This window comes from Methylobacterium sp. ARG-1 (assembly GCF_001262595.1).
Lineage (GTDB): Bacteria > Pseudomonadota > Alphaproteobacteria > Rhizobiales > Beijerinckiaceae > Methylobacterium > Methylobacterium brachiatum.
In genome coordinates this window covers 19,080-45,097 of record NZ_LHCD01000007.1, presented here as the reverse complement: position 1 = coordinate 45,097, position 26,018 = coordinate 19,080, and the positions used below count along the sequence as shown (strand labels likewise).

Below are 26,018 nucleotides of genomic sequence, written 5' to 3'. Positions count from 1 at the left end.
GTTGTGGGCTAGGTTCGGGCGTGGGGTCGGTTCGGTGGCGCGCTGCCATTGACGCCCGGCCCCCCGGCGCCACTTCGTCGGCGGCATCCGGCCGGAGAACCGCATGACGTCCCCTGGAAAGGCCGCGCTCGTCTCGGGGCTGATCGCGGCGCTGGCGCTTGCCGGCTGCGACGCGCCGAAGCCTGGCCCGGCTGGGCCGTCCGGTCCGAAGGGTGAGCCCGGCCCTCCGGGGCCGCAGGGGCCGCCGGGCCTGAACGGCGCCACCGGCGAGCGCGGCCCCGCGGGGGATCGCGGCCCGATGGGCGCCGCTGGTCCTCTGGGGCCGGCGATGAACACGCTGATCCGGCTCGACGTGGCCTGCCATCGCGACGAGGTTCTGATCGGCGCCTATTGCCGGGGCATGGCGGTGGTGCCGTCCGTGACCGTCACCGACGGCGTGGCCACCGTCGGCTGCCTCGACATGACCGCCAAGGCGGCCAAGGATGCCGAGCCGGTCGCCGTCTGCATGAGGAAGCCGTGAGACCTCTCGGCCTCGCTCTGCTCGCCGCCTCGGTCGCGTCCGGGGCCGCCGCACAGCCGTTCCTGCCCACCGAGCGGGTCGCGATCGACCTCGTGCGCAGCCGGCACACCGACAGCCTCGCCACGGTGGACGGGACGCTCGCCTACGCCGAGCGCGCCACTGCCGGCGCCTTCACGCGCGGCGGCTACCGGGTCGTGCGCCGACCCGGCGAGCCCTTCGCCCGGGTGCAGATCTGCTACCGGCTGGGCATCGACCCGCCGACCTGCGGGCTCGACTACCTCGTCACCGTCAATCCGCCCCATATCGAGCCGGCCCAGCGCCATGACGGCCTGGCCCGGGACCTCGAACACGGCCCCCGGGCCTTCCTGCGGGCGCTCGCCCGGGAGGCCGATCTCCAGCGCCAGCCGGCGGCCCTGCGGCGGATCGAGGCCGCGCTGGAGCCCTACAACCCCTACGATTGGCGCTAGAAGGCTCAGAGCAGCCGCGGCCAGCCGAGCAGGCGCTCGGGCGCGAAGGGCGCGACCGGCACCGCCGGTTTCCGCCCCGTGGCGAGGTCGGCCACGATCTCCCCAGTGATCGGCCCGGTCGACAGGCCGATATGGCCGTGGCCGAAGGCGAAGAGCAGGCCCTTGTGGCGGGGTGCCGGGCCGATCACCGGCATGCCGTCGGGGGTGGACGGGCGCGAGCCGAGCCAGGGCTCGTTGTCGAGGGGCCCGCCCAGCCGCAGGGTCCCGGCGGCCTCGCGGGAGGCCGCCTCGATCTGGGTGTGGTCCGGCTCGGCGTGCCGGGCGTTGAGCTCGACGCCGGAGAGCACCCGGACCCGATGGTCGCCCATCGGCGACAGGATCGAGCCGGCGCCGGTATCGAGCACCGGCCGGGTGAGGGGCGGGCTGTCCGGGTGCAGGGCATAGTGGCGATGATAGCCGCGCTCGGCCGCCACCGCGAAGCGGTAGCCCAGGGTCCTGGCGATCGCCCCGGAGGCCGCGCCCGCCGCCAGCACCACCTGCCCGGCCCGCACCGCGCCGGCCTCGGTGACGACGCGCCAGCCCTCCGCCTCCGGCGCCAGCCGTTCGACGCTGCCGCGTAGGCGTTTTCCGCCGAGGCCCGCGAATAGGGCCTCGCAGGCCTCGACGAGGCGGCCGGGCTCGCGCACCGAGCCGGTCTCGGTGAGCAGCATCGCCCGCGCGTAGGGGCGCACCAAAGCCGGCTCCAGGTCGCGGATCCCGGCGGTGTCGAGGATGTCGAAGGCGACCCCGTGCCTGGAGAGGATCTCCCGCTCCAGGGATGCCGCCGCGAAGGCGGCCTCGGTGCGGTAGGCCTTGAGCCAGCCGGTCCGCTGAAGCCGCTCGCTGGTGCCGGCACGGGCAGCCAGCCGTTCATGGGCCGGGTAGGCCGCGCTGGTCAGGGGCAGCAGGGCGGCGGCGGCCCGGCGCCAGCGCGAGGCCCGGGCGCTCGCCAGGAAATGCGCGGTGTAGGGCAGGATCCGCGGCAGGTGGCTGTAATGCAGGCGCAGGCCGCGGTCGGCATTGCGCAGATAGGCCGGAAGCTTGCCCCACAGGGCCGGGCTCGACATCGGCAGGATCGAGCCGCGGCTGACCACGCCGGCATTGCCGTAGGAGGTCCGGGCCCGGGCCTCGCCGGGATCGTACAGGACCACGTCGAGACCGCGATCCTTGAGCGCGATGGCGCAGGCCAGCCCGACCATCCCGCCGCCGACCACCACGATATCGGCCGTCTCGTCCATTCCGCTCATCCCGACGCGCACCAAGCGTGGCGTTCTGACGGGTTTTGCCGGCGGTGGGTAGCGGTCTGGTGCCGGGGCGGGGGGCGGTTCGCGCCACCCATGCGCGAGGAGACGCGCAAAATCCGTCGCGGATCGGCTACAGAGCGGAGCATGACGCTCGTCCGCTTCGCTCCCTCACCCACCGGCTACCTGCATATCGGCAACGCCCGCCCGGCCTTGCTCAATGCGCTGTTCGCGCGAAAGGCGGGCGGCCGGTTCCTGCTGCGCCTGGACGATACGGATGCCGAGCGCTCCACCGAAACATTCGCCGAGGCAATTCGGGAGGATCTGGCCTGGCTCGGGATCGAGCCGGACCTGTTCGCCCGCCAGAGCGACCGCAAGGCCCAGCACGACGCCGCCGCCGACCGCCTGCGCGCGGCGGGGCGGCTCTATCCCTGCTACGAGACCCAGGAGGAGCTGGAACGGCGGCGCAAGCGCCAGCTCGGCCGCGGCCAGCCGCCGATCTACGACCGGGCGGCCCTGCAACTCACCGCGGAGGACCGCGCTGCCCTGGAAGCCGAGGGCCGCCGGCCGCATTGGCGCTTCCTGCTGGACGCCCGCACAATCACCTGGGACGACCTCGTGCGCGGGCCGGCCCATGTCGATTGCGCGTCGCTGTCCGACCCGGTTCTGATCCGCGCCGACGGCAGCTACCTCTACACGCTGCCCTCCGTGGTGGACGATGCCGATCTCGGCATCACCCACGTAATCCGCGGCGAGGACCACGTCACCAATACCGGCGTGCAGGTGCAGATCTTCGAGGCTCTGGGCGCCGCCGTGCCGGTCTTCGGCCACCACAACCTGCTCACTACGGCGGACGGGGAGGGGCTGTCGAAGCGGCTCGGCCACCTGTCGCTGCGGGGCCTGCGCGAGGCCGGCTACGAGCCGGCGGCCGTGCGCTCGCTCGCCGTGCTCACCGGCTCGGCCGAATCGGTGCGCGCGGTGCCCGATCTCGACACGCTGGCGAGCCTGGTCGATCTCGGCGAGATCTCCCGCGCGCCAGCCCGGTTCGATCCCACGGAGCTCGACGGGCTCAACGCCAAGCTCGTCCACGCCATGCCGTACGCGGAGGTCGCTCCGCGCCTGGCCGACCTCGGCATCCCGCGCGAGACCGCGGAGTCGTTCTGGCGGGCGGTGCAGCCCAATCTCGGTCGGGTCTCGGAGGCGCGGGACTGGTGGCAGGTCGTGGCCGGCCCGATCGATCCGGTGATCACCGAGGAGGCCGTGATCGCGACAGCCCGGGAGACGCTGCCGGCGGAGCCGTTCGGCCCCGAGACCTGGAAGGCCTGGACCACCGAGATCCGCAGCCGCACCGGCGCCAAGGGACGGGGCCTGTTCATGCCGCTACGCCTCGCGCTCACCGGCTCGGAACACGGACCGGACCTCGCCGGGCTGCTGCCGCTGATCGGGCGCGACCGGGCGGCGCGGCGTCTGGCCGGCGAGGCGGCGTAGCGCCTACTCCGCCTCGGCTTCCTCCAGCCGCGTGACCAGCAGCTTGTCCACCCGGCGACCGTCGAGATCGACCACCTCGAAGCGCCAGCCGGCGATCTCGCAGGTCTCGCCGGTCTCGGGCAGGTGCTGCAGCACCGCGATGACCAGGCCGGCGGCGGTGGCGTAGTCGCGCGAGGGCGGCAGGCGCAGGCCGAGCTGGTCGGCCAGCTCGTCGGCGGGCATCGACCCGGCGATCAGCCAGGAGCCGTCCGGGCGGCGCACCGCGTCCGGCTCAATGCTTTCGGAATGGAACGCTCCCGCGATGGCGTCGAGGATGTCGGCGGGGGTCACCAGGCCGTCGAAATGGCCGTACTCGTCATGCACCAGCGCCATCGGCACGGGGCCCTTGCGCAAGGCGTCGAGGGCATCGAGGGCGTCGAGGGTGTCGGGCAGAACGGGAGCCCGGCGGATATGCGCCCGCAAGTTCAGCGGCTCGCCGCGTGACAGCGGGCCGATCAGGTCGCGGACCTGCACGACGCCGATCATGGCGTCCGGGCCGCCATCGGCCACCGGCAGGCGGGCATGGGGGCTCGCCAGCAGGCGCTCCCGGATGGTGTCGGGATCGTCTGAGAGGTCGAGCCACACGACCTCGGTGCGCGGGGTCATGACGCCGCGCACCAGCCGGTCGCCGAGCCGGAGCACGCCGGAGATCATCGCGCGCTCGCCGCCCTCGATGACGCCGGCGGTCTCGGCCTCGGCCACGAGGCTGCGGATCTCTTCCTCGGTGACTGCGCTGGCACTCTCGGTCTCCTGGCCGATCAGCCGGAACACCGCCCGGGTCGAGGCGTCGAGCAGCCACACCGCCGGCAGGGCGACCCGGGCGACGAGCCGCATGCCGGGCGCCACCGCGCAAGCGATCGCCTCCGGGTTGCGCAAGGCGAGGTGCTTCGGGACCAGCTCGCCGATGATCACCGACAGGTAGGTGATCATCCCGATCACCAGGGTGTAGCCCAGCGTGTCGGCCCAGCCTTTGGGCAGGCCGAGATCGATCAGCGTCAGCGCGAGACGGTCGCCGAGCGCCGCGCCGGAGACCACGCCCGACAGGATGCCGATCAGCGTGATGCCGATCTGGACCGTGGAGAGAAAGCGCCCCGGCTCCTCGGCGAGCGCCAGGGCCGCCTTCGCGCCGCGACGGCGCGCGTCGGCATAGGCGCGCAGGCGGCTCTTGCGCGACGAGACCACCGCCAGCTCGGAGAGAGCGAAGACGCCGTTCAGTGCGATCAGCAGGACGACGGTGACGAGCTCGAGCAGGCGGGCTTGCAGAGCCGCGATCCCGCAGCGCGGGCCGGGCTTCCTCTGATGACACGGGATCCCAACATGGGGCTGCAGCCCGGACCGTTCAACGGCCAAGCCTCGAACTGTGTTTCGACGCTTGGTTGGCCCGGCTGTCCCGACCCGCGCTTCCCTCCTGACAGGCCGTGCGTTTTTCGATCGGCAGACGGGCTTGCACGCCAGCAGGCGGTGCGGGCGCCTCTCTCGTGCGGCCACGGGCAATCCAATGTCCGGACGATCAATCTCGCAACCTGGATAGCGCGTAGCCCGCTCGGGACGGGGGCGCCGTGCCCCATCCTCCGAGGATCGGACAACGCTCAGCCACCGAGGCGCCCGCTTCGCGGCCGGGTCTCAGGACCTGGGAGGGATTGGGATATCCGACGATCGGATTCGTCTTTTGCCGGCCGGTGTCGGGTCGAACACCCTCTCAGTGCGGGCGCGCCTCGATCAGCACCGAATCGAGTAGGAAACTGCCGTCGGCCTCGATCGAAAAATGCTCGGTCACTTCGACCGGGGCCGCGGCCTGGAGGGCGCGGATCGCCGCAACGTGAATCTCCGGCGTGCGCATCCGGGCGATCCAGCTGGAAAACTCCATGCGCGGCCGGTAAGCGGTCGCCTCGCCGGGGGCGAAGCCCGCCGCCGTCAGCATCGTGCGCCATTCCGAGACCCGGTAGTCGCGCACATGCGAGGGATCGCGCAGCAGCTCCACCGCCTGGAGATGCGTGTCCAGCAGCGGCTCTTCGGGCGCCACGATATCGCAGACGATCAGCAGTCCCGCCGGCTTCAGCACGCGCCGCGCCTCCGCCAGCGCGGCCGGGACGTCGCGCCAATGGTGGGCGCTGTAGCGGGTCAGCACCGCGTCGAAGACGGCGTCCGCGAAGGGCAGGGCCTCGGCCGCGCCCTGGCGGGTCTCGATCCGGTCGAGGCCGCGCCGTCTAGCCTCGGCGGAGACCGCCGCCAGCATCTCGGCCGAGAGGTCGTAGGCGGTGACCGCGGCGCCCGCCGCCGCGGCCGCAAAGGCGACGTGGCCGCCGCCGCAGCCGAGATCGAGCACCCGCGCGCCCGGCAGCCCGCGCACAAGCGCGCCGATCCGGTCGAGATCGGCGCCGGCGGCGTGGACTGCGCTCGTCACGTAGGCGGAGGCCTGGGCGCCGAACTGGTCGACGACATGGCCGGCATGGGTGCGGGCGCTCATTGTTTTTCTCCCTAGATCAAACCGTCAGCGGTGCCAGCCGCGACAGTCGAACCGCGATAGCGAGGGCCAAGCCGTAGAGGGCGCCCACGAACAGCACCACGCCGGTCCAGCCGGCATGGGCGAAGAACCAGCCGCCCGCAGTGCCGAGCACCGAGGAGCCGAGATAATACAGGCACAGATACATCGAGGAGGCCTGCGCCCGGTCGCGCAGCGCCCGCCGTCCGACCCAGCTGCTCGCCACCGAATGCGCCCCGAAGAAGCCGATGGTGACCACCACCACGCCGGCGACGATCAGCAGGATGTTGTCGGCCGCCGTCATCACGATCCCTGCGAGCCCGAGCGCGGTGGCGAGCCACAGCACCCGGCGCCGGCCGAAGCGGCTCGCCAGCTCGCCCGCGACCGGGCTGCTGACCATGCCGGCGATGTAGACGGAGAAGATCAAGCCGATCACCGTCTGGCTCAGCGCGAAGGGCGGATCGAGCAGGCGGAAGCCGATGTAATTGTAGATGCAGACGAAGCCGCCCATCAGCAAAAAGCCTTCCGCGAACAGCCAGGGCAGGCCGGCATCGCGAAAATGGTGACCGAAGCTGCCCGGCACGTCCCGCCAGGCCATCCGGCGCGGCGCGAAGTTGCGCGCCGCCGGCAGCCAGCGCCAGAACGCCAGCGCGGCGACCAGGGCCAGGCCGCCGATCGTGGCGAGACCGACGCGCCAATTCACATGGTCGGCCATCACGCCGCTGATCAGCCGGCCGGACATGCCGCCGAGCGCATTGCCGCCGACCAGGAGACCCATCGACAGGCCGATCGCCTGCGCGTCCATTTCCTCGGCGAGATAGGCCATCGCCACCGCGGGCAGGCCGCTGGCGGTGAGCCCGGACAGCGCCCGCAGGGCCAGGAAGCCGTGCCAGCTCGGCACCAGGGCCGCCACGATGGTCAGCAACGCCGAGGCGAACAGGGAGGCCAGCATCACCGGCTTGCGGCCCCAGATCTCCGAGAGCGGGCTCACCACCAGCAGCGCCACGGCCAGCAGCCCGCAGGGCAGCGACAGAGCGAGGCTGCTCTCGGCCGGCGAGACGCCAAATTCCTCGGCGAAGATCGGCAGCAGCGGCTGCACCGCGTAGAGCACCGCGAAGGTCGAGAACCCCGCGGCGGCGAGCGCCAGAGCCGTGCGGCGGAAGACCGGCGTGCCCGACCGGATCAGCCGCCCGTTGCTGTCGCTCGCCATCACCGTCCCGCGCTGCAAAAGCATCATCCCGAACGGTGGTTGCCGTCTTTCGGGATGATGCGCCCTCCGGTGGTGCGGTGCGGGCCAGCCGGCGTCAACCGCAGGCGGCGCGGTGTCGCCATGCGGGTGGATCAGTCGGGATCGAGGGCGCGGAGCGCCGGATCGATCAGCGCCAGCAACTCCGCCCGGGTCGCCCCATCCCGCGCCTCGAACGAGATCGCCTGCATGATGCCGTGAAAGAAGGCGGCGAGCCGCGCGATGTCCGTACCCGCCGGTAAATCTCCGTCCGCGACGCCGCGCCGGAGCCGGTCCGCCACGAGCGCGACGGTCTTGCGCCGGGCGTGCAGGAGATGCGCGCGCCCCGCCTCGTTCGCCGGCAGACAGTTGACCACCCCGAGGATCAGCAGGCAGCCGCCGGGCTTTGCCGAGAGCGCGACCTCGACGCTGCCCTCCAGCATCGCCCGCAGGCCCGCGCGGACCGTCGCCGCCGTGTCGAGCGCGCGCATCGGGGCTGCGGCGATCGTGGCGATGTACAGGTCGATCGCCTCGCGGAACGCCGCCTCCTTCGAGCCGAAGGCTGCGTAGAAGCTCGGCGGCTTGACCCCGATCGCCCCGGTGAGGTCGTTGAGCTGCGCGCCCTCGTAACCCTTCGCCCAGAACACCTGCATCAGGCGCTCCAAAGCCTGGTCGCGGTCGAAGCCGCGTGGCCGTCCTCGCGCCGTCGCCATCGCGCACCTTTCTGTAGCAGGATTTATAGAATGCCTTGACCGACTCGGGCAAGCCGGCCTAGCTATTCTGTAGTTGATTTTACAGAAATGGGGGCGACGATGCAGGCAACGGGGGCCGAACAGGGCAGTCTGAGCGACGTCGCGGAGCCCGGTGCCGCCTTGGTGCCGCCCTGGGTCTATCTGCTCAGCGCGACGATCTTCGTGATCACCACGGCGGAGTTCATGGTCGCCGGGCTGATGCCGGCGCTGGCCGCGGCCTTCTCGGTCTCGGTGGGCGACATCGACAACCTGATCGCGCTGTTCGCCCTCGGCATGACTTTCGGCGGTCCGCTGGTGATAGCCCTGCTCCTGCGGCTCGGCGTGCCGAACACGGACGCGCTGCTGTGGCTGCTCGGCGTGTTCCTGATCGGAAGCACGCTGGCCGCTGTCGCGCCGAGCTACGCGGTGATGGCCCTCGCCCGCACCCTGCAGGGCGTGACCAGCGCCGCCTGCTTCGGGATCGGCCTGACGCTCTGCGCCGAATCGGTCAGGGTCGACCTCCGCGGGCGCGCCGCCTCCCTGGTCCTGGCCGGGCTGATGATCTCGCCGGTGGCCGGCGTGCCGGTCGCGGCGCTGATCAACGACCTGTTCAACTGGCGCATCAGCTTCTGGCTGATCGTCGGCCTGACGGCCTTGTGCATCGCTGTCGCCAGCCTGACGATCCCGAGACCCGCCCGCAGCACGCAGGTCGATCTGGCGTCCGGCTTGGCCGAGCTGCGCAACGGCCGCCTCTGGGCCGCCTACGCGACAAGCGGGTTGATCATCGGGGCGACCTTCGCGGCCTTCAGCTACGTCACGGCCATCCTCACCGAGGTGACCGGGCTGGCGCCCCGGCTGATCCCGATCGTGCTCGCCGCCTACGGCGTCGCGACGGTGATCGGCAATCTGATCGTCGGCCGGCTGGCAGACCGCCACACGATCCCCGTCCTGGCCACCGGTCTCGTCGTCCTCGCCGCGGCCCTCGCGGGTTTCGCGGCCCTGCCGACCGACGCGGTGGTCAGCGTTGCCGCGTTCCTGGTGATCGGCCTGACCGGCGTCTCCCTCAACCCGGCCATGGTCGCCCGGGTGATGCGGGTCGCCCATCCCGGCCCGCTGGTGAACAGCCTCCATACCTCGGTGATCACGGCCGGCCTCGCCTTCGGGACCTGGCTCAGCGGGCTCGCGATCGACCGGGGCTACGGCCTCGCGGCCCCGCTCTGGATCGGCACGGGGCTCGCGGTGCTCGGGCTGCTCAGCCTGGCCCCGCGCCGGGCGCCGGACCTGACCGCGTGACGGATCCGCTCAGCGCGGCGCCGCCTGCGCGGTTCCCTGCTGCAGCAGCGGCGTGATCCGCCGGACCGTGACACGCCGATTCTCCCGGGCGGCGCCCTGCGTGTTCACCTTCAGGTACTGCTCGCCGTAGCCCTGCGTGGTCAGGTTTTCCGGCGGCACCTGGAACTGCTGGGTCAGCACGGTCGCCACCGATTGCGCCCGGCGGTCCGACAAGGACAGGTTGTCGATGTCGGAGCCCACCGCGTCGGTGTAGCCTTCGATCAGGAACACCTCCTGCGGGTTGGCGCGGATCGCCCGGTTGATCGCCGCGGCGATCACCGACAGCCGGGCTGCCTGGTCCGGGGTCACGGTGAACGAGGCCGTGTCGAAATTGATCGTGTCGATATCGACCGAGCGCATCCGAGCCCGCAGGTCCGGGCTGTAGCGGACCTGGTCCAGGGTGTAGCGGCGGTCCACGGCGACCACCGGTGGGGCCGTCAGTGCCTCGTAGACCGCGCCCTCGTCCGCCTGATCGTACTCGACCACGTACCGGTCGCGGGGGATGCGGATGTCGGGCGGCGGCAGCACGACCACGTCATCGTAGATCGGGCGCGGCGGCCCGGCATAGCTGTTGTCGATGATCACCACCTCTCGGCCGTCGCGGAAGCGGCGGTAGCGGCGCAGCATCCGCCCGTCATCGTCCGTGACGGTGACGATCTGCTCGCCTCCGGGCCGGTCGATGAAGCTGTAATAGTCGCTGCCGCGCCGCTCGGACCGGAAGCCCCGCGGGTCGAGGTCCCGGAACCGCTCGTTCTCGTCGTGGCGGATCAGGTAGCCGTCGCGGTCCCGGACGATGATGCGGCCGGGCTCCCGGTAGAAGGTCCGGCCGCCCTCGCTGAACTCGCGCCGGTCGCGGCGGACCTGATCGTAGTCACGCACGTCGTCATCCGCGCGGAAACCGCCCGGGACGTAGCCGGGTTGGCCCGGCGTGTTGAATGCACCGCGTCCGCCCGGCCCGCCGGCCGGCGGCTGACCCGGCTGAACGCCGGGCGGCGGGGGCGGGGCGTTCGGGCCGGGCGGCTGGACGGGGCGGCCGGGCACCCCCGGCGCCATGTTGGGCGGCAGCGGGCGTGCGGGCTCGGCGCCCGGCTGCGTCTGAGCACCAGGCTGGGCATCGGGACGCTGCACGGGACGGCCGGGCACGCCCGGTGCCATGTTGGGCGGCACGGGACGTCCGGGCTCCGCATTCGGCGGCGGCGCGGCGCCGGGCTGGGCATCAAGGCTTTGGACTGGACGGCCCGGAACGCCGGGTGCCGCGTTGGGCGGCGGTGCGGCGCCGGGTCCACCGGGGCGCTGCGGGGCTGCGCCGCGATCGGGGGCAGGATCACGGCGCCGCGCGGGCGCGTCCGGCGTGGCATCGGGTGCCGCGCGCTCCTCGCCCGGTGCCCGGCGCTCCTGATCGGGGGCCCGCTGGAGCTGGGCGGGTGGGTTCGGCGCGGTGCGGGGGGCCGCCCGCTCCTGATCCGGTGCCCGGCGGTCCTGATCCGGCCCGCGCTGCGGCTGGGCGGGACGCTCGGGCGCTGCCCGCGGCGCGGGCGACGGATCGCGCGGCGGCGGCCGGTCGGGTTCCCTCCGGTCCGGCCCGGGGCGATCGGCGGGGGGACGCTCGGGCACGCGACGCTGCTCCGGCGCCGGACGCTCTGGTGCCGCGCGGTTCTGGATGTCCGGTTGCCGGTCCGGCCGGCGCTCGGGCGCGCGCTCGCGCGGGGGCGGCTCGGCCTGGGGCTGCCGCTGGGCCGGCGGTTCGGGACGTTCGCGCGGCGGTGGCGGGGCGCGCTCCGGCCGTGGCTCGGGCCGCTCGCGCGCGGCAGGCGGCGGGCCTGGCGGTGGACCTGGACGCTCCTGCGGCGGCCGCTCCGGACGCGGGCCGCCATGCGGAGGCTCGCCGCCGCGCGGGCCGCGCTCGTCGGGGCCGCCCTGCGCCATGAGGATCGGGCCCGGGGATGCGCCCGCGGGCTGCATCAGGGCTAGGCCCGGGAGCACCGTACCGGTGAGAAGGATCAGTCGCAGCAGCCGCATCGAGGCCTCGTTTCGGATCGAGCCGACCCGAACCCGCTCAGCGGCCCATGGTTCCGCGCCCGCCGCTCACGACTCCGTCAGGGCGTCAACCGCTGGGGCACCGCGATCATATCCGGGGCGATGATCCGCACCGCGACGTGATCCGGCTTGGCGACACTCGCCTTTGGTGCGCCGGGCTTGGCGTCACCCGCCTTCCCGTCCGTCGCACCGGCATTCATATCGACCCCCGCGCGTCCGGCGGCGTCGGCGGCGAGTTCGGCCGCGGTCCGGTCGGCCCGGCCGACCAGGGTCAGGCGCACCTTCGGACGCGACAGGGCCTCGGCCTGCATCGGCGTCACGAAGATATCGCCCTTGTGCCGCACCAGCATGCTCTCGGCCTTCACGAGCGACTGCGCCCAGGTCTGGTTCTGGGGCTTGCAGGAGCAGTTCGGGACGAATTCCTTGCGGAACTTGAACGCGTTGGCGAGGCTCACATAGGCGCGGCTGCCCTTCACCGAGGCGGCGTGCTTCAGGGCCTCGTCTCCGTAGGGCATCGAATAGGCCTGCGCCTCGGTGCCGGGGCAGAGCGCCTGGCACATCTCGTCGGCGCCGCTGCGGCCCTCGGGCAGGTTGCGCATCGGGAAGAAGCCGCCGTCGCAGGTCCGCACGCAGACCGTCTGCGGGCCGCCCTTGGCGTAGGTCTCGCCGGTGCCGGCATAGGTTTCCCGGGCCGGGCAATTGGCGGTGATGAGCCCCTGCAGCTCGCGCTTGCGGGCGCCGCTGTCGTCGAACACCGCGCCGCCATAGGTGGCCTTGAGCGCACGGATGCGCTGCTCCACGGCGCCGCACTGGGGCGGGCGCGTGTCGAAGAAGAGGAACTTGCCGCCCTCGCAGTTCAGCCCGCGGAAATAGGCTTCCAGCCGCCCGATCTCGTCGTTGAGCGCCCGGGTCGTGCTGGCACCGTTCTGGACGGAGGCGAGCTCGGCCCGGTAGCGCCGGCAGGCGGGCGAGGGCAGTTGCGGCGCGCTGGGCTTCGCCTCCCCGGCGACGGGCTGGCCGACCGGAGCGTCCTGCGCCCGGGCGGTATCGAGACTCTGGGACAGACCGAACGCAAGCGCCGCGCTCAAGATGAGGCGGCCGAGCGAACGGACGATCGGGCGGTCAAGCATCGGCTGCATCGCGGTGGTCGGAAATGCGGCGGCCCCCTCGGTCGGGTGCTGTCCTGCCCCGGCCTCGGGACCGAAGCAGCTTGAGTGTACGCCCCCTCGTAAGCGGGTGACACCCCTCCTACATCCGGGCCGCGCGCTTGGGCAGGGAATTGACCCGTGATGTGGTTTCGGAGTCTCACCTATGTTGGGCTTGTCGCCCTCGGCCTGTCGGCGGCCGGACCGGCCTCGGCTCAGGAGCCGGACCGGATCTTCTCCAAATCCACGGTCTGGCGGCCGCTGACCCCCAACGACAAGCTCGTGGTCTACGGCATCGACGACCCGGCGGTGTCGGGGGTCGCCTGCTGGTACACGCAGCCGGAGAAGGGGGGCATCAAGGGGACGCTGGGCCTCGCCGAGGACGTCTCCGACATCTCGCTGGCCTGCCGCCAGACCGGGCCGATCGCCTTCAAGGGCAAGCTGGGCCAGGGTGAGGTCGTCTTCAGCGAGCGGCGTTCGTTGATCTTCAAGTCGATGCAGATCGTGCGCGGCTGTGATGCTCAGCGCAATACGCTGATCTACATGGTCTATTCGGATAAGGTCATCCAGGGATCGCCGAAGAACTCGACGTCGGCGGTGCCGCTGGCGCCCTGGGGCACCGAGCCGGCACCGAAATGCGCGGACTTCGTGAAGGGCTGACGGCACGCGGCCGGGGCGCCCGTCAGTCCCGGCAGGTGATGCGGATCGGGCGCTCCGACGGGGTCGAGACCGGCTGCTCGATGGCGCCGGTATACTCGTCGGCGGCGGCGATCCCGAAGGTGTTGGCGGCGGCGTAGCCCTGAGCCTCGCACCAGGCATTGGCGACCACCTGGCCGCATTCGCTGCCGGGCGTCGTCAGGCAATCGCCGACGCCGTAGCCGTCGCTCGACGGGATCAGGAACGTCTTCTCGACATGGGCCGGCACCTTCGCGGGCGTCTCGCCGTCGCTGCCGGCGAACGCGCCTTGCGCGAGGCAAGCCGTGGCCAGGGCGGCGGCAATGACGAAATATCCGGCGGCCGTGCGTCGCATCGAAGATCCTTGGGCACAGTATCTTGGGTGTGAGGAGCTTGGTCCGGACGGTCCGACGGCGCGGTTAAGGAAGGCTTACCCGGCACGTGCGAGGGCCATCTCGAATTCCTCACGCTTTTGCGTTAGCCCCATCGGGCGCGCGGCACCGTCGCCGCAGTGCAACAGCGGGCCCCTGTGGCAGGGCCGGAGGCGCCACGGTTCGGCCGTTCTTCGCCTCGCAGGGCCCGCAGGTCGTTGAAGGCAGGGCCGGTTTGCCGGCGACGGCGCGGCGTCGATCATCGGCCGCGGCGCCGGAAGGGGATGGGTTTCATGGCGCCGATGTTGCGGCTCTACAACACGCTCAGCGGTGCCAAGGAGGCGTTCGCGCCGATCGATCCCGCCCAGGTGCGGATGTATGCTTGCGGCCCGACCGTCTACGACGCGGCCCATATCGGCAACGCGCGCCCGATCATCGTCTTCGACCTGCTGTTCCGGCTGCTGCGCCACCTCTACGGGCCGGCGCACGTCACCTACGCGCGCAACGTCACCGACGTCGACGACAAGATCAACGCCCGGGCGGCCGAGCGCGGCATCACCATCCGCGAACTGACCGACTGCACCTTGGAGCAGTTCCATCGGGACATCCGTGATCTCGGTATCCTGATGCCTGAGGACGTGAATGTGCCGGGTGAGTCGCCCCGCTTCATCGAGCCCCGGGCCACCGATCACATCGGCGAGATGCGCGCGATGATCGACGCGCTGGTCGCGGGCGGCCACGCCTACGTGGCGGAAGGGCACGTGCTGTTCGACGTGCCGGCCATGCCCGATTACGGCCGCCTGTCGAAGCGCCCGCTGGACGAGATGGAAGCCGGCGCCCGGGTCGAGGTCGCGCCCTACAAGCGCTCGCCCCTCGATTTCGTGCTGTGGAAACCCTCGAAGCTCGGCGAGCCGTCCTGGCCGTCACCCGCCGGCATCGCCGCGCCGGGGCGCCCGGGCTGGCACATCGAGTGCTCCGCCATGTCGGCCAAGCACTTGGGCCAAACCTTCGACATCCACGCCGGCGGCATCGACCTGATCTTCCCCCACCACGAGAACGAGGTGGCGCAATCGCGCTGCTGCTTCGGGACGCCGGTGATGGCCAATGTCTGGCTGCACAACGGCTTCCTGCAGGTGGAGGGCGAGAAGATGTCGAAGTCGCTCGGCAACTTCATCACCATCCGCGACGTGCTGAAGGACTGGCCCGGCGAGGTCGTGCGCCTGACCATGCTGAAGACGCATTACCGGCAGCCGATCGACTGGACCCTGCGCGGTCTCGAAGAATCGAGCCGGGTGCTGGACCGCTGGTACAACGCCGCCGGGGACGCGCCGGCCGCCGATACGGTGCCGGCCACGGTGCTCGACGCGCTGTGCGACGACCTCAACACGCCGGCGGCGATCAACGCGCTGCACGGATCCGGCGAGGCGGCTTCGCTGCGTGCGGGCGCGAACCTGTTCGGTCTGCTCACGCGCACCCGCAGCGATCGCGAGCAGGATCAGGTCGCCGCGGCCGGGATCGATGTCGCCGCCGTCGAGGCGCTGATCGCCGAGCGCCGGGCTGCGCGCGCGGCCAAGGACTGGGCGGCCTCCGACCGGGCCCGCGACGCGCTCGCCGCCATGGGCGTGTCGGTGAAGGACAACAAGGACGGCGCCAGCACCTGGACCGTGGCGCGCTGAGCGGACCGCGTCCACGCGCCCGCTTGCGTCGGCCGCTCCCTGCCGCATCTGTGGTTGTGGGGGCTCGGGCAGTTAAGGTTCGCGCGTGACGACCACCACAATCAGGACCATCGGGACGCGGCTCGCGGGGGCGGCGCTCGCAGCGACGATCGGGTTCGGGTCGGCCGGGCCGGCCGTCGCCATTGACGGCGGGGTGCCCGCCGGGCGGGACGCGCTGGCGCAGGCCACCGTCGCCATCGGGACGATCACCCAGCCCGAGGAGGCGCTGAGGCTCACGCGCTGTACCGGGATCCTGATCGCCCCGGACCTCGTGCTCACCGCGGCGCATTGCGTGAACGGCGATCCGCTCGGCGCGCTGGTCGTGTTCTTCCGCGGCACCGAGCCGGCGCGGCCGGTCTACGGCGCCCGGGTCGCGGCGCGCTACAGCCCCGATCCCGGCGAGATGCTGCCGAACGCGGCCCCCGACGTGAGCCTCGCCGACCTGTCCCTCGATCTCGCGGTTCTGCGCCTGACCGAGCCGGTGCGCGACCGGCGCCCGGTGCCGCTGGCGGCCGATCCCCGCCGCCTGCCCAAGACGCTTCGGATCGCGGGGGCCGGCCTGTCCGGGCGGGGCGTCGGGCGGTTGCGCACTGCGACCCTGACCCCGGTGGCGGCCAGCAACACCGGCCTGACCATCGCCCGGGCGAACGGCGCCCGGATCTGCTTCGGCGATTCCGGCGGTCCCGTCGTCGCGCAGGATCGCGGCGGGACCTATGTCTGGGGCGTCGCCAGCGCGGTGATCACTCGGAGCGCGCCCTGCGGCGGCTACGTCGTGGTCGCGCCGGCCGCCCAGATCTTTTCCGCGACCGGAATCCGGTAGGGCCCGAAACGCGAAAACCCCGCGCGGCCGAGCCGCACGGGGTTTTTCGAAGGTGGCGCTGATCCGGGTGGATCAGACCGCCATGCGCTCTTCGGCGTCCATGGGCTCGCGCAGCACGTAGCCGCGGCCCCAGACGGTCTCGATGTAATTCTTGCCCTGGCTGGCGTTGGCGAGCTTCTTGCGCAGCTTGCAGATGAACACGTCGATGATCTTCAGCTCGGGCTCGTCCATGCCGCCATAGAGATGGTTGAGGAACATCTCCTTGGTGAGCGTCGTGCCCTTCCGGAGCGAGAGGAGTTCCAGCATCTGGTACTCCTTGCCGGTCAGGTGCACCCGGGCGCCGCCGACCTCGACAGTCTTCTGATCGAGGTTCACGATCAGGTCGCCGGTGGTGATCACCGACTGGGCGTGGCCCTTCGAGCGGCGCACGATGGCGTGGATGCGGGCCACCAGCTCGTCCTTGTGGAACGGCTTGGTGAGGTAATCGTCGGCCCCGAAGCCCAGACCCTTCACCTTGTCCTCAATGCCGGCCATGCCGGAGAGGATCAGGATCGGCGTCTTCACCTTCGCCACCCGCAGGTTGCGCAGGACCTCGTAGCCCGACATGTCGGGCAGGTTCAGATCGAGGAGGATGATGTCGTAATCGTAGAGCTTGCCGAGGTCGATGCCCTCTTCGCCCAGGTCGGTGGTATAGGTGTTGAAGTTCTCGGACTTGAGCATCAACTCGATGCTCTGCGCGGTCGCGCTATCGTCCTCGATCAAAAGTACCCGCATCGTCGGTCCCCAGCCCAGCCGGCCGCATCAGCGCGCAGACACGTCCCCACCGATCACCCGCCACCGGCCTGTGGACGGGCGCTCCGTCGCTCTTGACGTGGAACGCTATGGATTAATCGTTAACAAAACCTGATTCCCACCCGCAAGCGTCTCGTTCACCGGCCCGTGAGCTTGACGGGAGGAATAGGGTTCCTCCACGGCGCCCGGGGCCATGATTCCGCTCCATTCGCGATTGGGACGCCCACGCGTTCGGGCGTAAGTGTCTCCCCCGAAACGACCCGGTCCCGGCTGTGTCCCTGCGGACACAGCCCCACGACTTCGTGAAGTCCGGCTGACGCCGGAGCCCAGACCGGGCCGCTACGAGCCCGATGACCGCAGTGTTAAGGAGGCCGGTAAACGAAGCGTTGAGAGCCACGCCGATGACACAGGATCCGGCAAGGTCCGTTACCAACCTCGCCGCGGCCCAGGCGGCCCTCGACCGGATCGAGGTGCTCGAGACCTTCGGCCGGGTCGTGGCGATCCGCGGGCTCCTGGTCGAGGTCGCGGGGCCGGTGGCCGCGATGCGGCTCGGCGGCCGGATCGACGTGGAGGGCGCCAACGGCCTCGGGCTGGTGCCCTGCGAGATCATCGGCTTCCAGGGCGACCGCGCGCTTGCCATGCCGTTCGGCTCCCTGGACGGGGTCCGCCGCGGCTGTCCGGCCTATGTGCGCGACGAATCGGCGGGAGCGATCCGGCCCTCGAGCGCCTGGCTCGGGCGGGTGGTCGACGCGCTGGGACGCCCGGTGGACGGGCTCGGACCCCTGCCGCAGGGACCGGACGTCTATGCGCTGCGCGCCGACCCGCCCCCGGCCCATGCCCGCACCCGGGTCGGCGGACCGCTGGACCTCGGGGTCCGGTGCATCAACACCTTCCTGACCATGTGCGCCGGCCAGCGGATGGGCATCTTCGCCGGCTCCGGCGTCGGCAAGTCGGTGCTGCTGTCGATGCTGGCCCGCTACACCGCCGCCGACGTGGCGGTGATCGGCCTCGTGGGCGAGCGCGGTCGCGAGGTCCAGGAATTCCTCCAGGACGATCTCGGCGCCGCCGGCCTTGCCCGCTCCGTGGTCGTGGTGGCGACCTCGGACGAGCCGGCGCTGATGCGCCGCAACGCCGCCTACGTGACCCTCTCCGTCGCCGAGCATTTTCGCGACCAGGGCGCGAAGGTGCTGTGCATGATCGATTCGATCACCCGCTTCGCCATGGCCCAGCGCGATATCGGGCTGGCCGCCGGCGAGCCCCCCACCGCCAAGGGGTACACGCCCACGGTCTTCTCGGAATTGCCGCGGCTTCTGGAGCGCGCCGGACCCGGGGTCGGCCTCGGCACGATCTCGGCCCTGTTCACCGTGCTGGTCGAGGGCGACGACCACAACGAGCCGGTGGCCGACGCGGTCCGCGGTATCCTCGATGGGCACATCGTCATGGAGCGGGCCATCGCCGAGCGCGGGCGCTATCCCGCGATCAACGTGCTGCGCTCGGTCTCCCGGACCATGCCGCGCTCCTGCGATCCGGCCTATCTGCCGGTGGTCCGCAGGGCCCGCCGGGTGCTCTCGACCTACGCCGACATGGAGGAGCTGATCCGGCTGGGTGCCTACCGGGCGGGCTCGTCCCAGGAGGTCGACGAGGCGGTGGCGCTCATGCCGGATCTTGAGGCTTTTCTGGGGCAGGGTAAGGAAGAAGCAACGTCCATCAGCGATGGTTACGCCCGGCTCAGCCAGATCGTGGGCGGGGCCTAGGCATCATGCAGCGAAGCGGTAACCGCTTGGGTGCATTGAGTGATGCGGAACTAGGGTCTGAGCAGGTTCGCCGTTGCGATCCTGCTTAGGGCACGGGCCGGGCATGGTCCCTGGCGCGGCCCCGAGCGTTGCGTGGAGTGAGCGTCCCAATGAAATCGCGTGACACGCTGATCCGGCTGCGTCGCTTCCAGGTTGATGAGAAGCGGCGGCGTGTGACCCAGATCGAGATGATGATGGCCGACTTCCAGCGCATGGCGGTGGAGCTCGACCGGGAAGTCGCCGTCGAGGAAGCCCGCGCCGGCATCACCGATGTCGGGCATTTCGCCTACCCGACCTACGCGCGCGCCGCCGCCGGCCGCCGGGACAACATGCGCCAATCCGCCCAGGCGCTGGAAGGCCAGCTGGCCGAGGCCAAGGCCGAGCTCGGCGAGGCCTTCGAGGAGCTGAAGAAGGTCGAGATTCTGAACGACCGCGAGCGCACCGCCGAGCGCGCCGCTGAAGCGATCCGGGACCAGGCCGCGATGGACGGAATCGGCCTCAACCGCGCCCGCGGTTAAGGCGCCCGATCGGGCCTCGCGCACTCGCGCGTTGCGCCTTCTGGGGGTCTTTTCGCCGAGACCGTGTGTGATGTGCCGGCAACGCGGCACGAAACCGTCACGATCACCTGACAAGGGGGATCGCGATGGCCTCGATCCGCTTGCGGCGCATTGCATGGCGGCGCATCAGGGGCTCTCCCCGGGGCGTCGGTGTACATGAAGAAGCTCAGCGAGTTCATCTGGCCGTTGATCGGCCTCGCAGCGATCGTGGTATCGGGCTACTTTCTCTACCAAGAGCTGAAGACCACATCGCTCGCAGCGATCTGGTCCGCGATCCTGGCGATCCCCCCGCATCGCATCCTGCTGGCGGCGATTTCGACCCTCGTGGCCTATGCGGCGCTCGCCTGGTACGACCGGATCGCCCTGCTGCATCTGGGCGTACGCCACATCTCGTGGCTGTTCGTCTCGCTCTGCTCCTTCACCACCTACGCGCTCTCGCACAATATCGGCGCCTCGGTCTTCTCCGGCGCCCTGGTGCGCTATCGGGCCTACACGGCCAAGGGCCTTTCGGCCGCCCAGGTCGCCGTGCTGGTGGCCCTGTGCTCCTTCACGTTCTTCCTCGGCACGGTCCTGCTCGGCGGCTTCACCCTGGTGGTGGACCCGAACCTGCTGACGCGCCTAGAGGGCAAGCTCCCCGGCTTCCTGACCGATTCCAAGACGGCGCTGGTCGTCGGGTTCTGCATGCTGGGCTTCGTGGCGCTCTACGTGCTCGGCTCGATCCTGCGCCTGCGGCCGCTGCACATCCGCTCGTTCAAGCTCGAATATCCCCGGCCCGGCATCATGGCGCGCCAGCTGCTGGCGGCGCCGCTGGAGCTGCTCGGTGCCGCGGGCATCATCTACTTCGCCTTGCCGGAGGCGATGAACCCCGGCTTCATCCCGGTTCTCGCGATCTTCCTCGCCTCGTTCTCGGTGGCGCTCGCCTCGCACGCCCCGGGCGGTCTCGGCGTGTTCGAGATCGTGTTCATCACGGCGATGCACATCACCGACGACGCCCAGAAGGATGCAATCATCGCGGCGGTGATCATCTTCCGGATCTTCTACTTCTGGATCCCGGCGCTGATCTCGGTGATCGTGGTGGTGCTGTTCGAGCGCTCCCGCCTCGCCGCAGCCATCGCGGCGCCCGCCGCGGTGCCCCCGACCGTGCCGGAGCTGCCGGTGGTCGTGCCGGGGCTCGACGCGCACGAGCTGGAGCGCGAGCTGAAGCAGAAGGCGGTCTGAGGCGGAGACGCCGGTTGGGTTGGCGCGGAAGCACGTCTGCGGCCCAAGACGCGCGGGCGTTCGCCTTGCCTCTTCAGCCGACGATGTGACTGCTTGCGGATGATCCCCGCCGTCATTCCGGGGCGCCGCAGGCGAGCCCGGAATCCAGAGCCGCCGACGGTGTACGTTCCCGACGCGACAGTGTTTCCGGATTCCGGGCTCCGCTTCGCGGACCCGGAATGACAGCGTGCGTGCTTGAACGTCGGCCTAACTTCCCGAACCTTGGGAGCCGCGTCTCGCCCTGTGCGCTTGCCCACCACACGGTAGCGACGCCACCCCTCAGATCGATCCCACCGTGCGCAGCCGCGCCCGCGGGTGGATCTCCGCCTGGCTCATCACCGGGGTTTCGCGGCGGAAGCGCTCGATGATCGAGCGCACGAACGGCCGGGACTGCGCCGAGGTGACCAATACCGGCATCTCGCCCTGGCGGGCGGCGGCCTCGAAGCGGTCGCGGACGGCGGTGACAAACTCGCTGAGCTTCGAGGGCTGCATCGCGAGGTAGCGCTCCTCGCGCTCGCCCACGATCGACTCCATGAAAGCCTGCTCCCAGGCCGGCGACAGGGTGATGATCGGTAGGGTGCTGTTCTGGTCCTGGTACTGGGCGCAGATCTGCCGGCCGAGGCGAGCGCGGACATGCTCGACCACGTCGCGCGGATTCTTTACCGCGCCGGCGACTTCCGCGATCCCCTCGACGATCGCCCCGAGATCGCGGATCGACACGCGCTCGGAGAGCAGGAACTGCAGCACGCGCTGCACGCCGGTGGTCGAGATTTGCGAGGGCACGATCTCCTTGAGCAGCTCGGCATGCTCCTTGGGCAGCTCGCGCAGCAGCTTCGAGACCTCGACATGGTTGAGGAGCTCGGAGACATGGGCCTTGATCACCTCGGTGAGGTGGGTCGAGACCACGGTAGCGGCATCCACCACCGTGTAGCCCTTGAGCTGCGCCTGGTCGCGCAAGGATGCGTCGATCCATGTGGCGGGAAGGCCGAAAGTCGGCTCCAGCATGTGCTGGCCGGGCAGCTGGACCTGCCCGCCCATCGGATCCATGGCCATGAACTGGCCCGGGAAGATCCGGCCCGTGCCGGCCTCGATCTCCTTGACCCGGACCACGTAGGAATTGGCGTCGAGCTGGACGTTGTCGAGGATCCGCACCGACGGCATGACGAAGCCGAGCTCGGCCGCGAGCTGGCGGCGCAGGGCCTTGATCTGGTCGGTGAGCCGGTCCTGGCCCTCGCCGTTGACCAGGGCGAGGAGCGCGTAGCCCATCTCGAGCTTGAGGTCGTCGAGCTTGAGCAGGTCGGTGACGGTCTCCTCTTTGGCGGCCGTCGCGGCGGCCGCGACCGCCTTGGCGTCCATCGGCGCGCCCTGCGCGTCCAGCGGCGGGGCCTCCTTGGCGGTCTTGTTGGTGCGCCAGGCGGCGTAGCCGGCCCCGCCACCGAGCAGCAGGAACGGCAGCATCGGCATGCCGGGCAGGAGCGCGATCAGGAACATCACGGCCGCCGACATGCCGAGCGCCTTTGGGTAATGCGCGAGCTGCTTGCCGAGCGCCTTGTCGGCCGAGCCGCGCACGCCCGCCTTCGAGACCAGGATGCCGGCCGCGGTCGAGACGATCAGCGCCGGGACCTGGCTCGCCAGCCCGTCGCCGATGGTGAGCAGGGTGTAGCTCTTGGCGGCGTCGCCGAAGCTCATGCCCTGCTGCGCCACCCCGATGACGATGCCGCCAACCACGTTGATGAAGGTGATCAGCAGGGCGGCTACCGCGTCGCCGCGGACGAATTTCGAGGCGCCGTCCATGGCGCCGAAGAACGAGGATTCCTCCTCCAGGGCGGCCCGGCGGGCCTTGGCGACCTTCTCGTCGATCAGGCCGGCCGAGAGGTCGGCGTCGATCGCCATCTGCTTGCCAGGCATCGCGTCGAGGGTGAAGCGCGCCGCGACCTCGGCGATGCGGCCCGAGCCCTTCGTGATCACCACGAAGTTCACAATGATCAGGATCGCGAACACGATGATCCCAATGACGAAGTTGCCGCCCATCACGAAGTTGCCGAAGGCCTCGATGACATGGCCGGCCGCCGCCGTGCCCTCGTGGCCATGGCCCAGGATCAGGCGGGTCGAGGCGAGGTTCAGCGCCAGCCGCAGCATCGTGGCGATGAGCAGCAGCGTCGGGAAGACGGTGAATTCCAGCGGGTTGTCGATCGACAGGCCGGTCATCATGATCAGCACCGAGGTGATGATCGAGACCGCCAGCAGCAGGTCGAGCAGCACCGCCGGCAGCGGGAAGATCAGGACCGCCAGGATGCCCATGACGCCGGTGGCGAACATCAGGTCCGAGCGCTTGGACAGCGCGTGGAGGTCGCCGCGGGTCGGCAGCGCGAGCTGACTCAGGACCGAAGCGGCCCCGCCGATAGACCCGCTCCTGGCCGGCGCGCTCGCCGTCTCCGCCATCGATCTCAATCCATCGCCGTCCGCCCGGGGGAATCCCAGGGGCGGACCCGGCAAGATCTGCCGAGCGGATGGTTAGCGCACCGTTAAGAACTGGGCCGGCGCGGGCGGAACCCGCATCGCCTGAGCCGCTTGACCCGCCGCGGCGGCGTCGTCGCGCAACCGGGCGGCAGCCCGCAGATCGAGGGATCCCGCATGGCCGCCCGTGTCCTGACCGCGTTGTTCGACGAGTACGACACCGCCACCGGCGTGGTCGACCAGCTGGAGGCCGCGGGCGTACCCCATGCCGATATCAGCATCCTGGCGAACCGGGCCGGATCGGACACGCCCCGGGATCAGCCGTTCGGCGATCCGAAGCCCGACGTGGTCGATCCGGTAGACGCCGCCGGGACGGGCGCGACCGTCGGCACGGTGCTCGGGGGCGGCGCCGGATTGCTGGCGGGGCTCGGGCTGCTGGCGATTCCCGGCCTCGGGCCGGTGGTCGCGGCGGGCTGGCTGATCGCGGCCGTAACGGGTGCGGGCGTCGGCGCCGCGGCGGGCGGGCTGATCGGCGGCCTCACGGGCGCCGGGCTTACCGAGGGCGAGGCCGAGACCTATGCCGAGGGCGTGCGCCGGGGCGGGACCCTCGTGACGGTGCGGGCCGAGGACCACCAGGCCGACCGCGTGATGGCGATCCTCGATCGTGCCGGCTCGATCGACCTCGACGAGCGGGCCGAAGGCTGGCGTGCCGAGGGCTGGACCGGCGCGGTGGTACGCGGCTGAGCCGGGCCGAGCGCCGCGTGTCCTTCGACGCGGCGCAGAGTGCTTCGCCGCCGGCGCTCCGGCTCAGTTCATCATCTTCCGGGCGAACATCGAGGCGGCGAACAGCACGGCCGCACCCGCGGTGACCAGGCTGATCATCAGGATCCGCCGCGGCTCCACGGACGATTCCGCCTTCACGGGCTCGACGATCGGGCTGAAGAACTCGATCTGCCGGGCGGCTACGATGCGGGCGCGCTCATGGGCGGTCAGCACCTGCTGGTAGTACTTCTCGGCGTTCTTGCGATCGTTATCGAGGGCCTCGAACCGGGTCAGCGCGTCCGAGAGCAGGCGCTTCTGCTCCGGATCCTGGCTGGCCGATTGCCGCTCGATCCGGGCGATGTTCTCGTCGAGATCCTTGATCTGCTGCTTGATGTCGATGATGCGGCGCGATTCCGGACCGAGGTCGCGCTGGCCGATGGCGAGCTGGACCGCGAGGTTGATGCGGGCCGCCCGCAGCTCGGACACGATCTTGAGGTTCGCCTCGTTCGACTTCTGCGCATCGAGCACGCCTTCGCGGTTGCGCAGGTCGCGCATCGCGAGGCGGATCTTGGTCATGCGATCTTCGGCGATCTTCAGCTCGCGGGAGCTCTCGGCGACCGCGTCCTCGCGCGCCTTCACGCTGAGGTCGTTCACCATCCGCTCCGCCTCCGTCATCACGGCTTTCGCGATGGCCAGGGATTCGTCGGGGTCGAAGGCCTCGACCGTCAGCGACATGATGCCGGAGCCGGATTCGACGTCGACGCCGACACGCCGTTTCCAGTAGCGGAGGAACTTCTCGATCGGCTTCTCGGCGTCGAAGCGCGAGAAATAGTCGATGCTGTCGCGGCTGAACCACTCGCGGATCGGCAGCTTCGCCTCGATCGCCTCGATCATCGGCCGGCTGTGGATGTATTCGTTGGTGATCAGCGTGTCCTGCGCCACCATCTGGCTCGGGACGCCGGACGAGGTGCCGACCGAATCCGGAGCCGCCTTGTCGGCCGTGCCGAGCGCCGGGCGAATCGCGAACCGGGCCTCGCTGACGTAGCGGTCCGATGCGATCAGACCGAAATAGACCGCCCCGACCAAGGTCGGCAGCACGAAGCAGACCACGAACAGGATCGGGATCCAGGGATCGTTCTTGACGTGGCTCTGGTAGGACCGGATGCCCTTCTTGCGGTCGACGAACCGCGACATGCGGGCGATCTGCCGCAACGATTCGGTGACCGCCTGCTGGCGGTCCGCGGTCGTCAGCGGCTGCCCCTCGGCTTTCCGGATCTCCATATTCATGACCTGATCCTCGGCCTCCCCGGACTCGACGGCCGGCCCGTCACCGGGCCCTCGACCGCGCCGAAACGCTCGCCTCGGATGCCTCTCGCACGAGGAGGCGGCAAAAGCATGTCTTCGCGGCTGCGATCATTCAGGCGTTGAGGCGCCGATAGACCTCGATCGCGTCGTTGACGTCCTCGTAGATGATCGCCCGCCCGTTGAGCAGGACGAGGCCCTGCGTACACCATTGGCGGATGGTCTCCATCGAGTGCGAGACCATGATGATATCGGCGTTCTTGCGCCGCTGGGAGAAGACCTCGTCGCAGCGCTTCGAGAACCGCGCGTCGCCCACGGAGGTGATCTCGTCGATCAGGTAGCAGTCGAACGGGATCGCCATACTCATTCCGAAGGCGAGACGGGCGCCCATGCCGGACGAATACGTGTAGATCGGCACGTCGAGATAGCTGCCGAGCTCGGAGAAGTCCTCCACGAAGTCGAGCACGCGCCGGGGATCCTCGCCGTAGATCCGGGCGACGAACATGACGTTGTCGCGCCCGGTCATCTTCGGATGGAAGCCGCCGGCGAAGCCCAGCGGCCAGGAGATCCGCAGGCCGCGATGGATCCGGCCTCGGGTCGGATCCTCGGTCCCGGCGATGAGCCGCATCGTGGTGGATTTGCCGGCGCCGTTGATGCCGAGGATGCCGTAGGAAATGCCGGGCTTCAGGGTGAACGATACCTGCTCCAGGATCGTCCGCTTGTGGCCGTCGGTGCGGTAGACCTTGCTGACTTTCTCGAAACGGATCACCG

At 70.5% G+C, this 26,018-nt stretch carries 23 protein-coding genes; 11 read left to right on the top strand and 12 right to left on the bottom strand.

The genetic code is table 11. The features are described from left to right. The first annotated feature begins 103 nt into the window (after positions 1-103). Both AKJ13_RS09545 and AKJ13_RS09540 read left to right on the top strand, forming a co-directional pair. Positions 104-520 carry a hypothetical protein gene (locus tag AKJ13_RS09545; RefSeq protein WP_050733121.1) on the top strand — a complete coding sequence of 139 codons (417 nt, stop codon included), beginning with the start codon at positions 104-106 and terminating at the stop codon, positions 518-520. Next, positions 517-987 carry a hypothetical protein gene (locus AKJ13_RS09540; protein ID WP_050733120.1) on the top strand — a complete coding sequence of 157 codons (471 nt, stop codon included), beginning with the start codon at positions 517-519 and terminating at the stop codon, positions 985-987. Before AKJ13_RS09545 ends, AKJ13_RS09540 begins: the two co-directional genes overlap by 4 nt. Positions 988-992: 5 nt before the next feature. On the opposite strand, the gene AKJ13_RS09535 is transcribed toward AKJ13_RS09540, so the two are convergent. Then, positions 993-2,264 carry an FAD-binding oxidoreductase gene (locus AKJ13_RS09535; RefSeq protein WP_050733119.1) on the bottom strand — a complete coding sequence of 424 codons (1,272 nt, stop codon included), beginning with the start codon at positions 2,262-2,264 and terminating at the stop codon, positions 993-995. A gap of 150 nt (positions 2,265-2,414) precedes the next feature. On the opposite strand from AKJ13_RS09535, the gene gltX reads away from it, so the two are divergent. Continuing rightward, positions 2,415-3,755, top strand: a complete 1,341-nt coding sequence (gene gltX, locus AKJ13_RS09530) for a glutamate--tRNA ligase (RefSeq protein WP_050733118.1) — start codon at positions 2,415-2,417, stop codon at positions 3,753-3,755. A gap of 3 nt (positions 3,756-3,758) precedes the next feature. On the opposite strand, the gene AKJ13_RS09525 is transcribed toward gltX, so the two are convergent. From AKJ13_RS09525 to AKJ13_RS09510, 4 genes are all read right to left on the bottom strand, one after another. Further along, positions 3,759-5,045 carry a hemolysin family protein gene (locus tag AKJ13_RS09525; RefSeq protein ID WP_050733222.1) on the bottom strand — a complete coding sequence of 429 codons (1,287 nt, stop codon included), beginning with the start codon at positions 5,043-5,045 and terminating at the stop codon, positions 3,759-3,761. A 448-nt stretch (positions 5,046-5,493) separates the two neighbouring features. After that, on the bottom strand, positions 5,494-6,261 hold the full coding sequence (locus AKJ13_RS09520; protein WP_050733117.1) for a class I SAM-dependent methyltransferase: 768 nt from the start codon (positions 6,259-6,261) through the stop codon (positions 5,494-5,496). Positions 6,262-6,277: 16 nt separating this feature from the next. Next, positions 6,278-7,486: an MFS transporter gene (locus AKJ13_RS09515; protein ID WP_050733221.1), complete on the bottom strand. Its 1,209-nt coding sequence runs from the start codon at positions 7,484-7,486 to the stop codon at positions 6,278-6,280. Positions 7,487-7,617: 131 nt separating this feature from the next. Continuing rightward, positions 7,618-8,214: a TetR/AcrR family transcriptional regulator gene (locus AKJ13_RS09510; RefSeq protein WP_050733116.1), complete on the bottom strand. Its 597-nt coding sequence runs from the start codon at positions 8,212-8,214 to the stop codon at positions 7,618-7,620. A 99-nt stretch (positions 8,215-8,313) separates the two neighbouring features. On the opposite strand from AKJ13_RS09510, the gene AKJ13_RS09505 reads away from it, so the two are divergent. Further along, entirely contained in the window at positions 8,314-9,525 is a 1,212-nt protein-coding gene (locus AKJ13_RS09505) for an MFS transporter (RefSeq protein WP_082316906.1), read from the top strand. A gap of 9 nt (positions 9,526-9,534) precedes the next feature. Here AKJ13_RS09505 and AKJ13_RS09500 read toward each other — a convergent pair whose 3' ends face one another. Further along, complete coding sequence (locus AKJ13_RS09500; protein ID WP_050733115.1) at positions 9,535-11,583, bottom strand: OmpA family protein; 2,049 nt, start codon at positions 11,581-11,583, stop codon at positions 9,535-9,537. A 77-nt stretch (positions 11,584-11,660) separates the two neighbouring features. Further along, positions 11,661-12,731, bottom strand: a complete 1,071-nt coding sequence (locus AKJ13_RS09495; RefSeq protein ID WP_050733219.1) for a DUF2865 domain-containing protein — start codon at positions 12,729-12,731, stop codon at positions 11,661-11,663. A 159-nt stretch (positions 12,732-12,890) separates the two neighbouring features. Between AKJ13_RS09495 and AKJ13_RS09490 the strand changes: the two genes are divergently transcribed. After that, positions 12,891-13,406: a CreA family protein gene (locus AKJ13_RS09490; protein ID WP_050733114.1), complete on the top strand. Its 516-nt coding sequence runs from the start codon at positions 12,891-12,893 to the stop codon at positions 13,404-13,406. A 22-nt stretch (positions 13,407-13,428) separates the two neighbouring features. Here AKJ13_RS09490 and AKJ13_RS09485 read toward each other — a convergent pair whose 3' ends face one another. Continuing rightward, positions 13,429-13,776, bottom strand: a complete 348-nt coding sequence (locus AKJ13_RS09485) for a hypothetical protein (protein ID WP_050733113.1) — start codon at positions 13,774-13,776, stop codon at positions 13,429-13,431. A gap of 309 nt (positions 13,777-14,085) precedes the next feature. On the opposite strand from AKJ13_RS09485, the gene cysS reads away from it, so the two are divergent. Together cysS and AKJ13_RS09475 are read left to right on the top strand one after the other, a co-directional pair. Continuing rightward, on the top strand, positions 14,086-15,468 hold the full coding sequence (gene cysS / locus AKJ13_RS09480) for a cysteine--tRNA ligase (protein WP_050733218.1): 1,383 nt from the start codon (positions 14,086-14,088) through the stop codon (positions 15,466-15,468). Positions 15,469-15,553: 85 nt separating this feature from the next. Then, positions 15,554-16,327, top strand: coding sequence for a trypsin-like serine protease (locus AKJ13_RS09475; protein ID WP_050733112.1), 774 nt, complete (start codon positions 15,554-15,556; stop codon positions 16,325-16,327). A gap of 72 nt (positions 16,328-16,399) precedes the next feature. Here AKJ13_RS09475 and AKJ13_RS09470 read toward each other — a convergent pair whose 3' ends face one another. Then, the gene (locus AKJ13_RS09470; RefSeq protein ID WP_007566477.1) at positions 16,400-17,101 is read right to left on the bottom strand and encodes a response regulator transcription factor CtrA; all 702 of its coding nucleotides are present in this window, start codon (positions 17,099-17,101) and stop codon (positions 16,400-16,402) included. A gap of 419 nt (positions 17,102-17,520) precedes the next feature. Here AKJ13_RS09470 and fliI point away from each other — a divergent pair, with 419 nt between their 5' ends. The 3 genes from fliI (at position 17,521) to AKJ13_RS09455 (ending at position 20,687) form a co-directional block, all read left to right on the top strand. Next, positions 17,521-18,873: a flagellar protein export ATPase FliI gene (gene fliI / locus AKJ13_RS09465; RefSeq protein ID WP_050733111.1), complete on the top strand. Its 1,353-nt coding sequence runs from the start codon at positions 17,521-17,523 to the stop codon at positions 18,871-18,873. Positions 18,874-19,022: 149 nt separating this feature from the next. Continuing rightward, positions 19,023-19,430 carry a flagellar export protein FliJ gene (gene fliJ / locus AKJ13_RS09460; protein WP_007566480.1) on the top strand — a complete coding sequence of 136 codons (408 nt, stop codon included), beginning with the start codon at positions 19,023-19,025 and terminating at the stop codon, positions 19,428-19,430. Positions 19,431-19,625: 195 nt separating this feature from the next. Continuing rightward, complete coding sequence (locus tag AKJ13_RS09455; RefSeq protein ID WP_050733110.1) at positions 19,626-20,687, top strand: lysylphosphatidylglycerol synthase domain-containing protein; 1,062 nt, start codon at positions 19,626-19,628, stop codon at positions 20,685-20,687. Between the two features lie 318 nt (positions 20,688-21,005). On the opposite strand, the gene flhA is transcribed toward AKJ13_RS09455, so the two are convergent. Then, positions 21,006-23,168 carry a flagellar biosynthesis protein FlhA gene (flhA, locus tag AKJ13_RS09450; RefSeq protein WP_050733109.1) on the bottom strand — a complete coding sequence of 721 codons (2,163 nt, stop codon included), beginning with the start codon at positions 23,166-23,168 and terminating at the stop codon, positions 21,006-21,008. A gap of 192 nt (positions 23,169-23,360) precedes the next feature. Here flhA and AKJ13_RS09445 point away from each other — a divergent pair, with 192 nt between their 5' ends. Continuing rightward, the gene (locus tag AKJ13_RS09445; RefSeq protein ID WP_050733217.1) at positions 23,361-23,927 is read left to right on the top strand and encodes a hypothetical protein; all 567 of its coding nucleotides are present in this window, start codon (positions 23,361-23,363) and stop codon (positions 23,925-23,927) included. 63 nt (positions 23,928-23,990) lie between these two features. Here AKJ13_RS09445 and AKJ13_RS09440 read toward each other — a convergent pair whose 3' ends face one another. Next, positions 23,991-25,232 carry a capsule biosynthesis protein gene (locus tag AKJ13_RS09440; protein WP_050733108.1) on the bottom strand — a complete coding sequence of 414 codons (1,242 nt, stop codon included), beginning with the start codon at positions 25,230-25,232 and terminating at the stop codon, positions 23,991-23,993. 130 nt (positions 25,233-25,362) lie between these two features. Beyond that, a complete protein-coding gene (locus AKJ13_RS09435; RefSeq protein ID WP_007566489.1) occupies positions 25,363-26,016 on the bottom strand; it encodes an ABC transporter ATP-binding protein in 654 nt (217 codons plus the stop codon). Between the last annotated feature and the right edge of the window lie 2 nt (positions 26,017-26,018).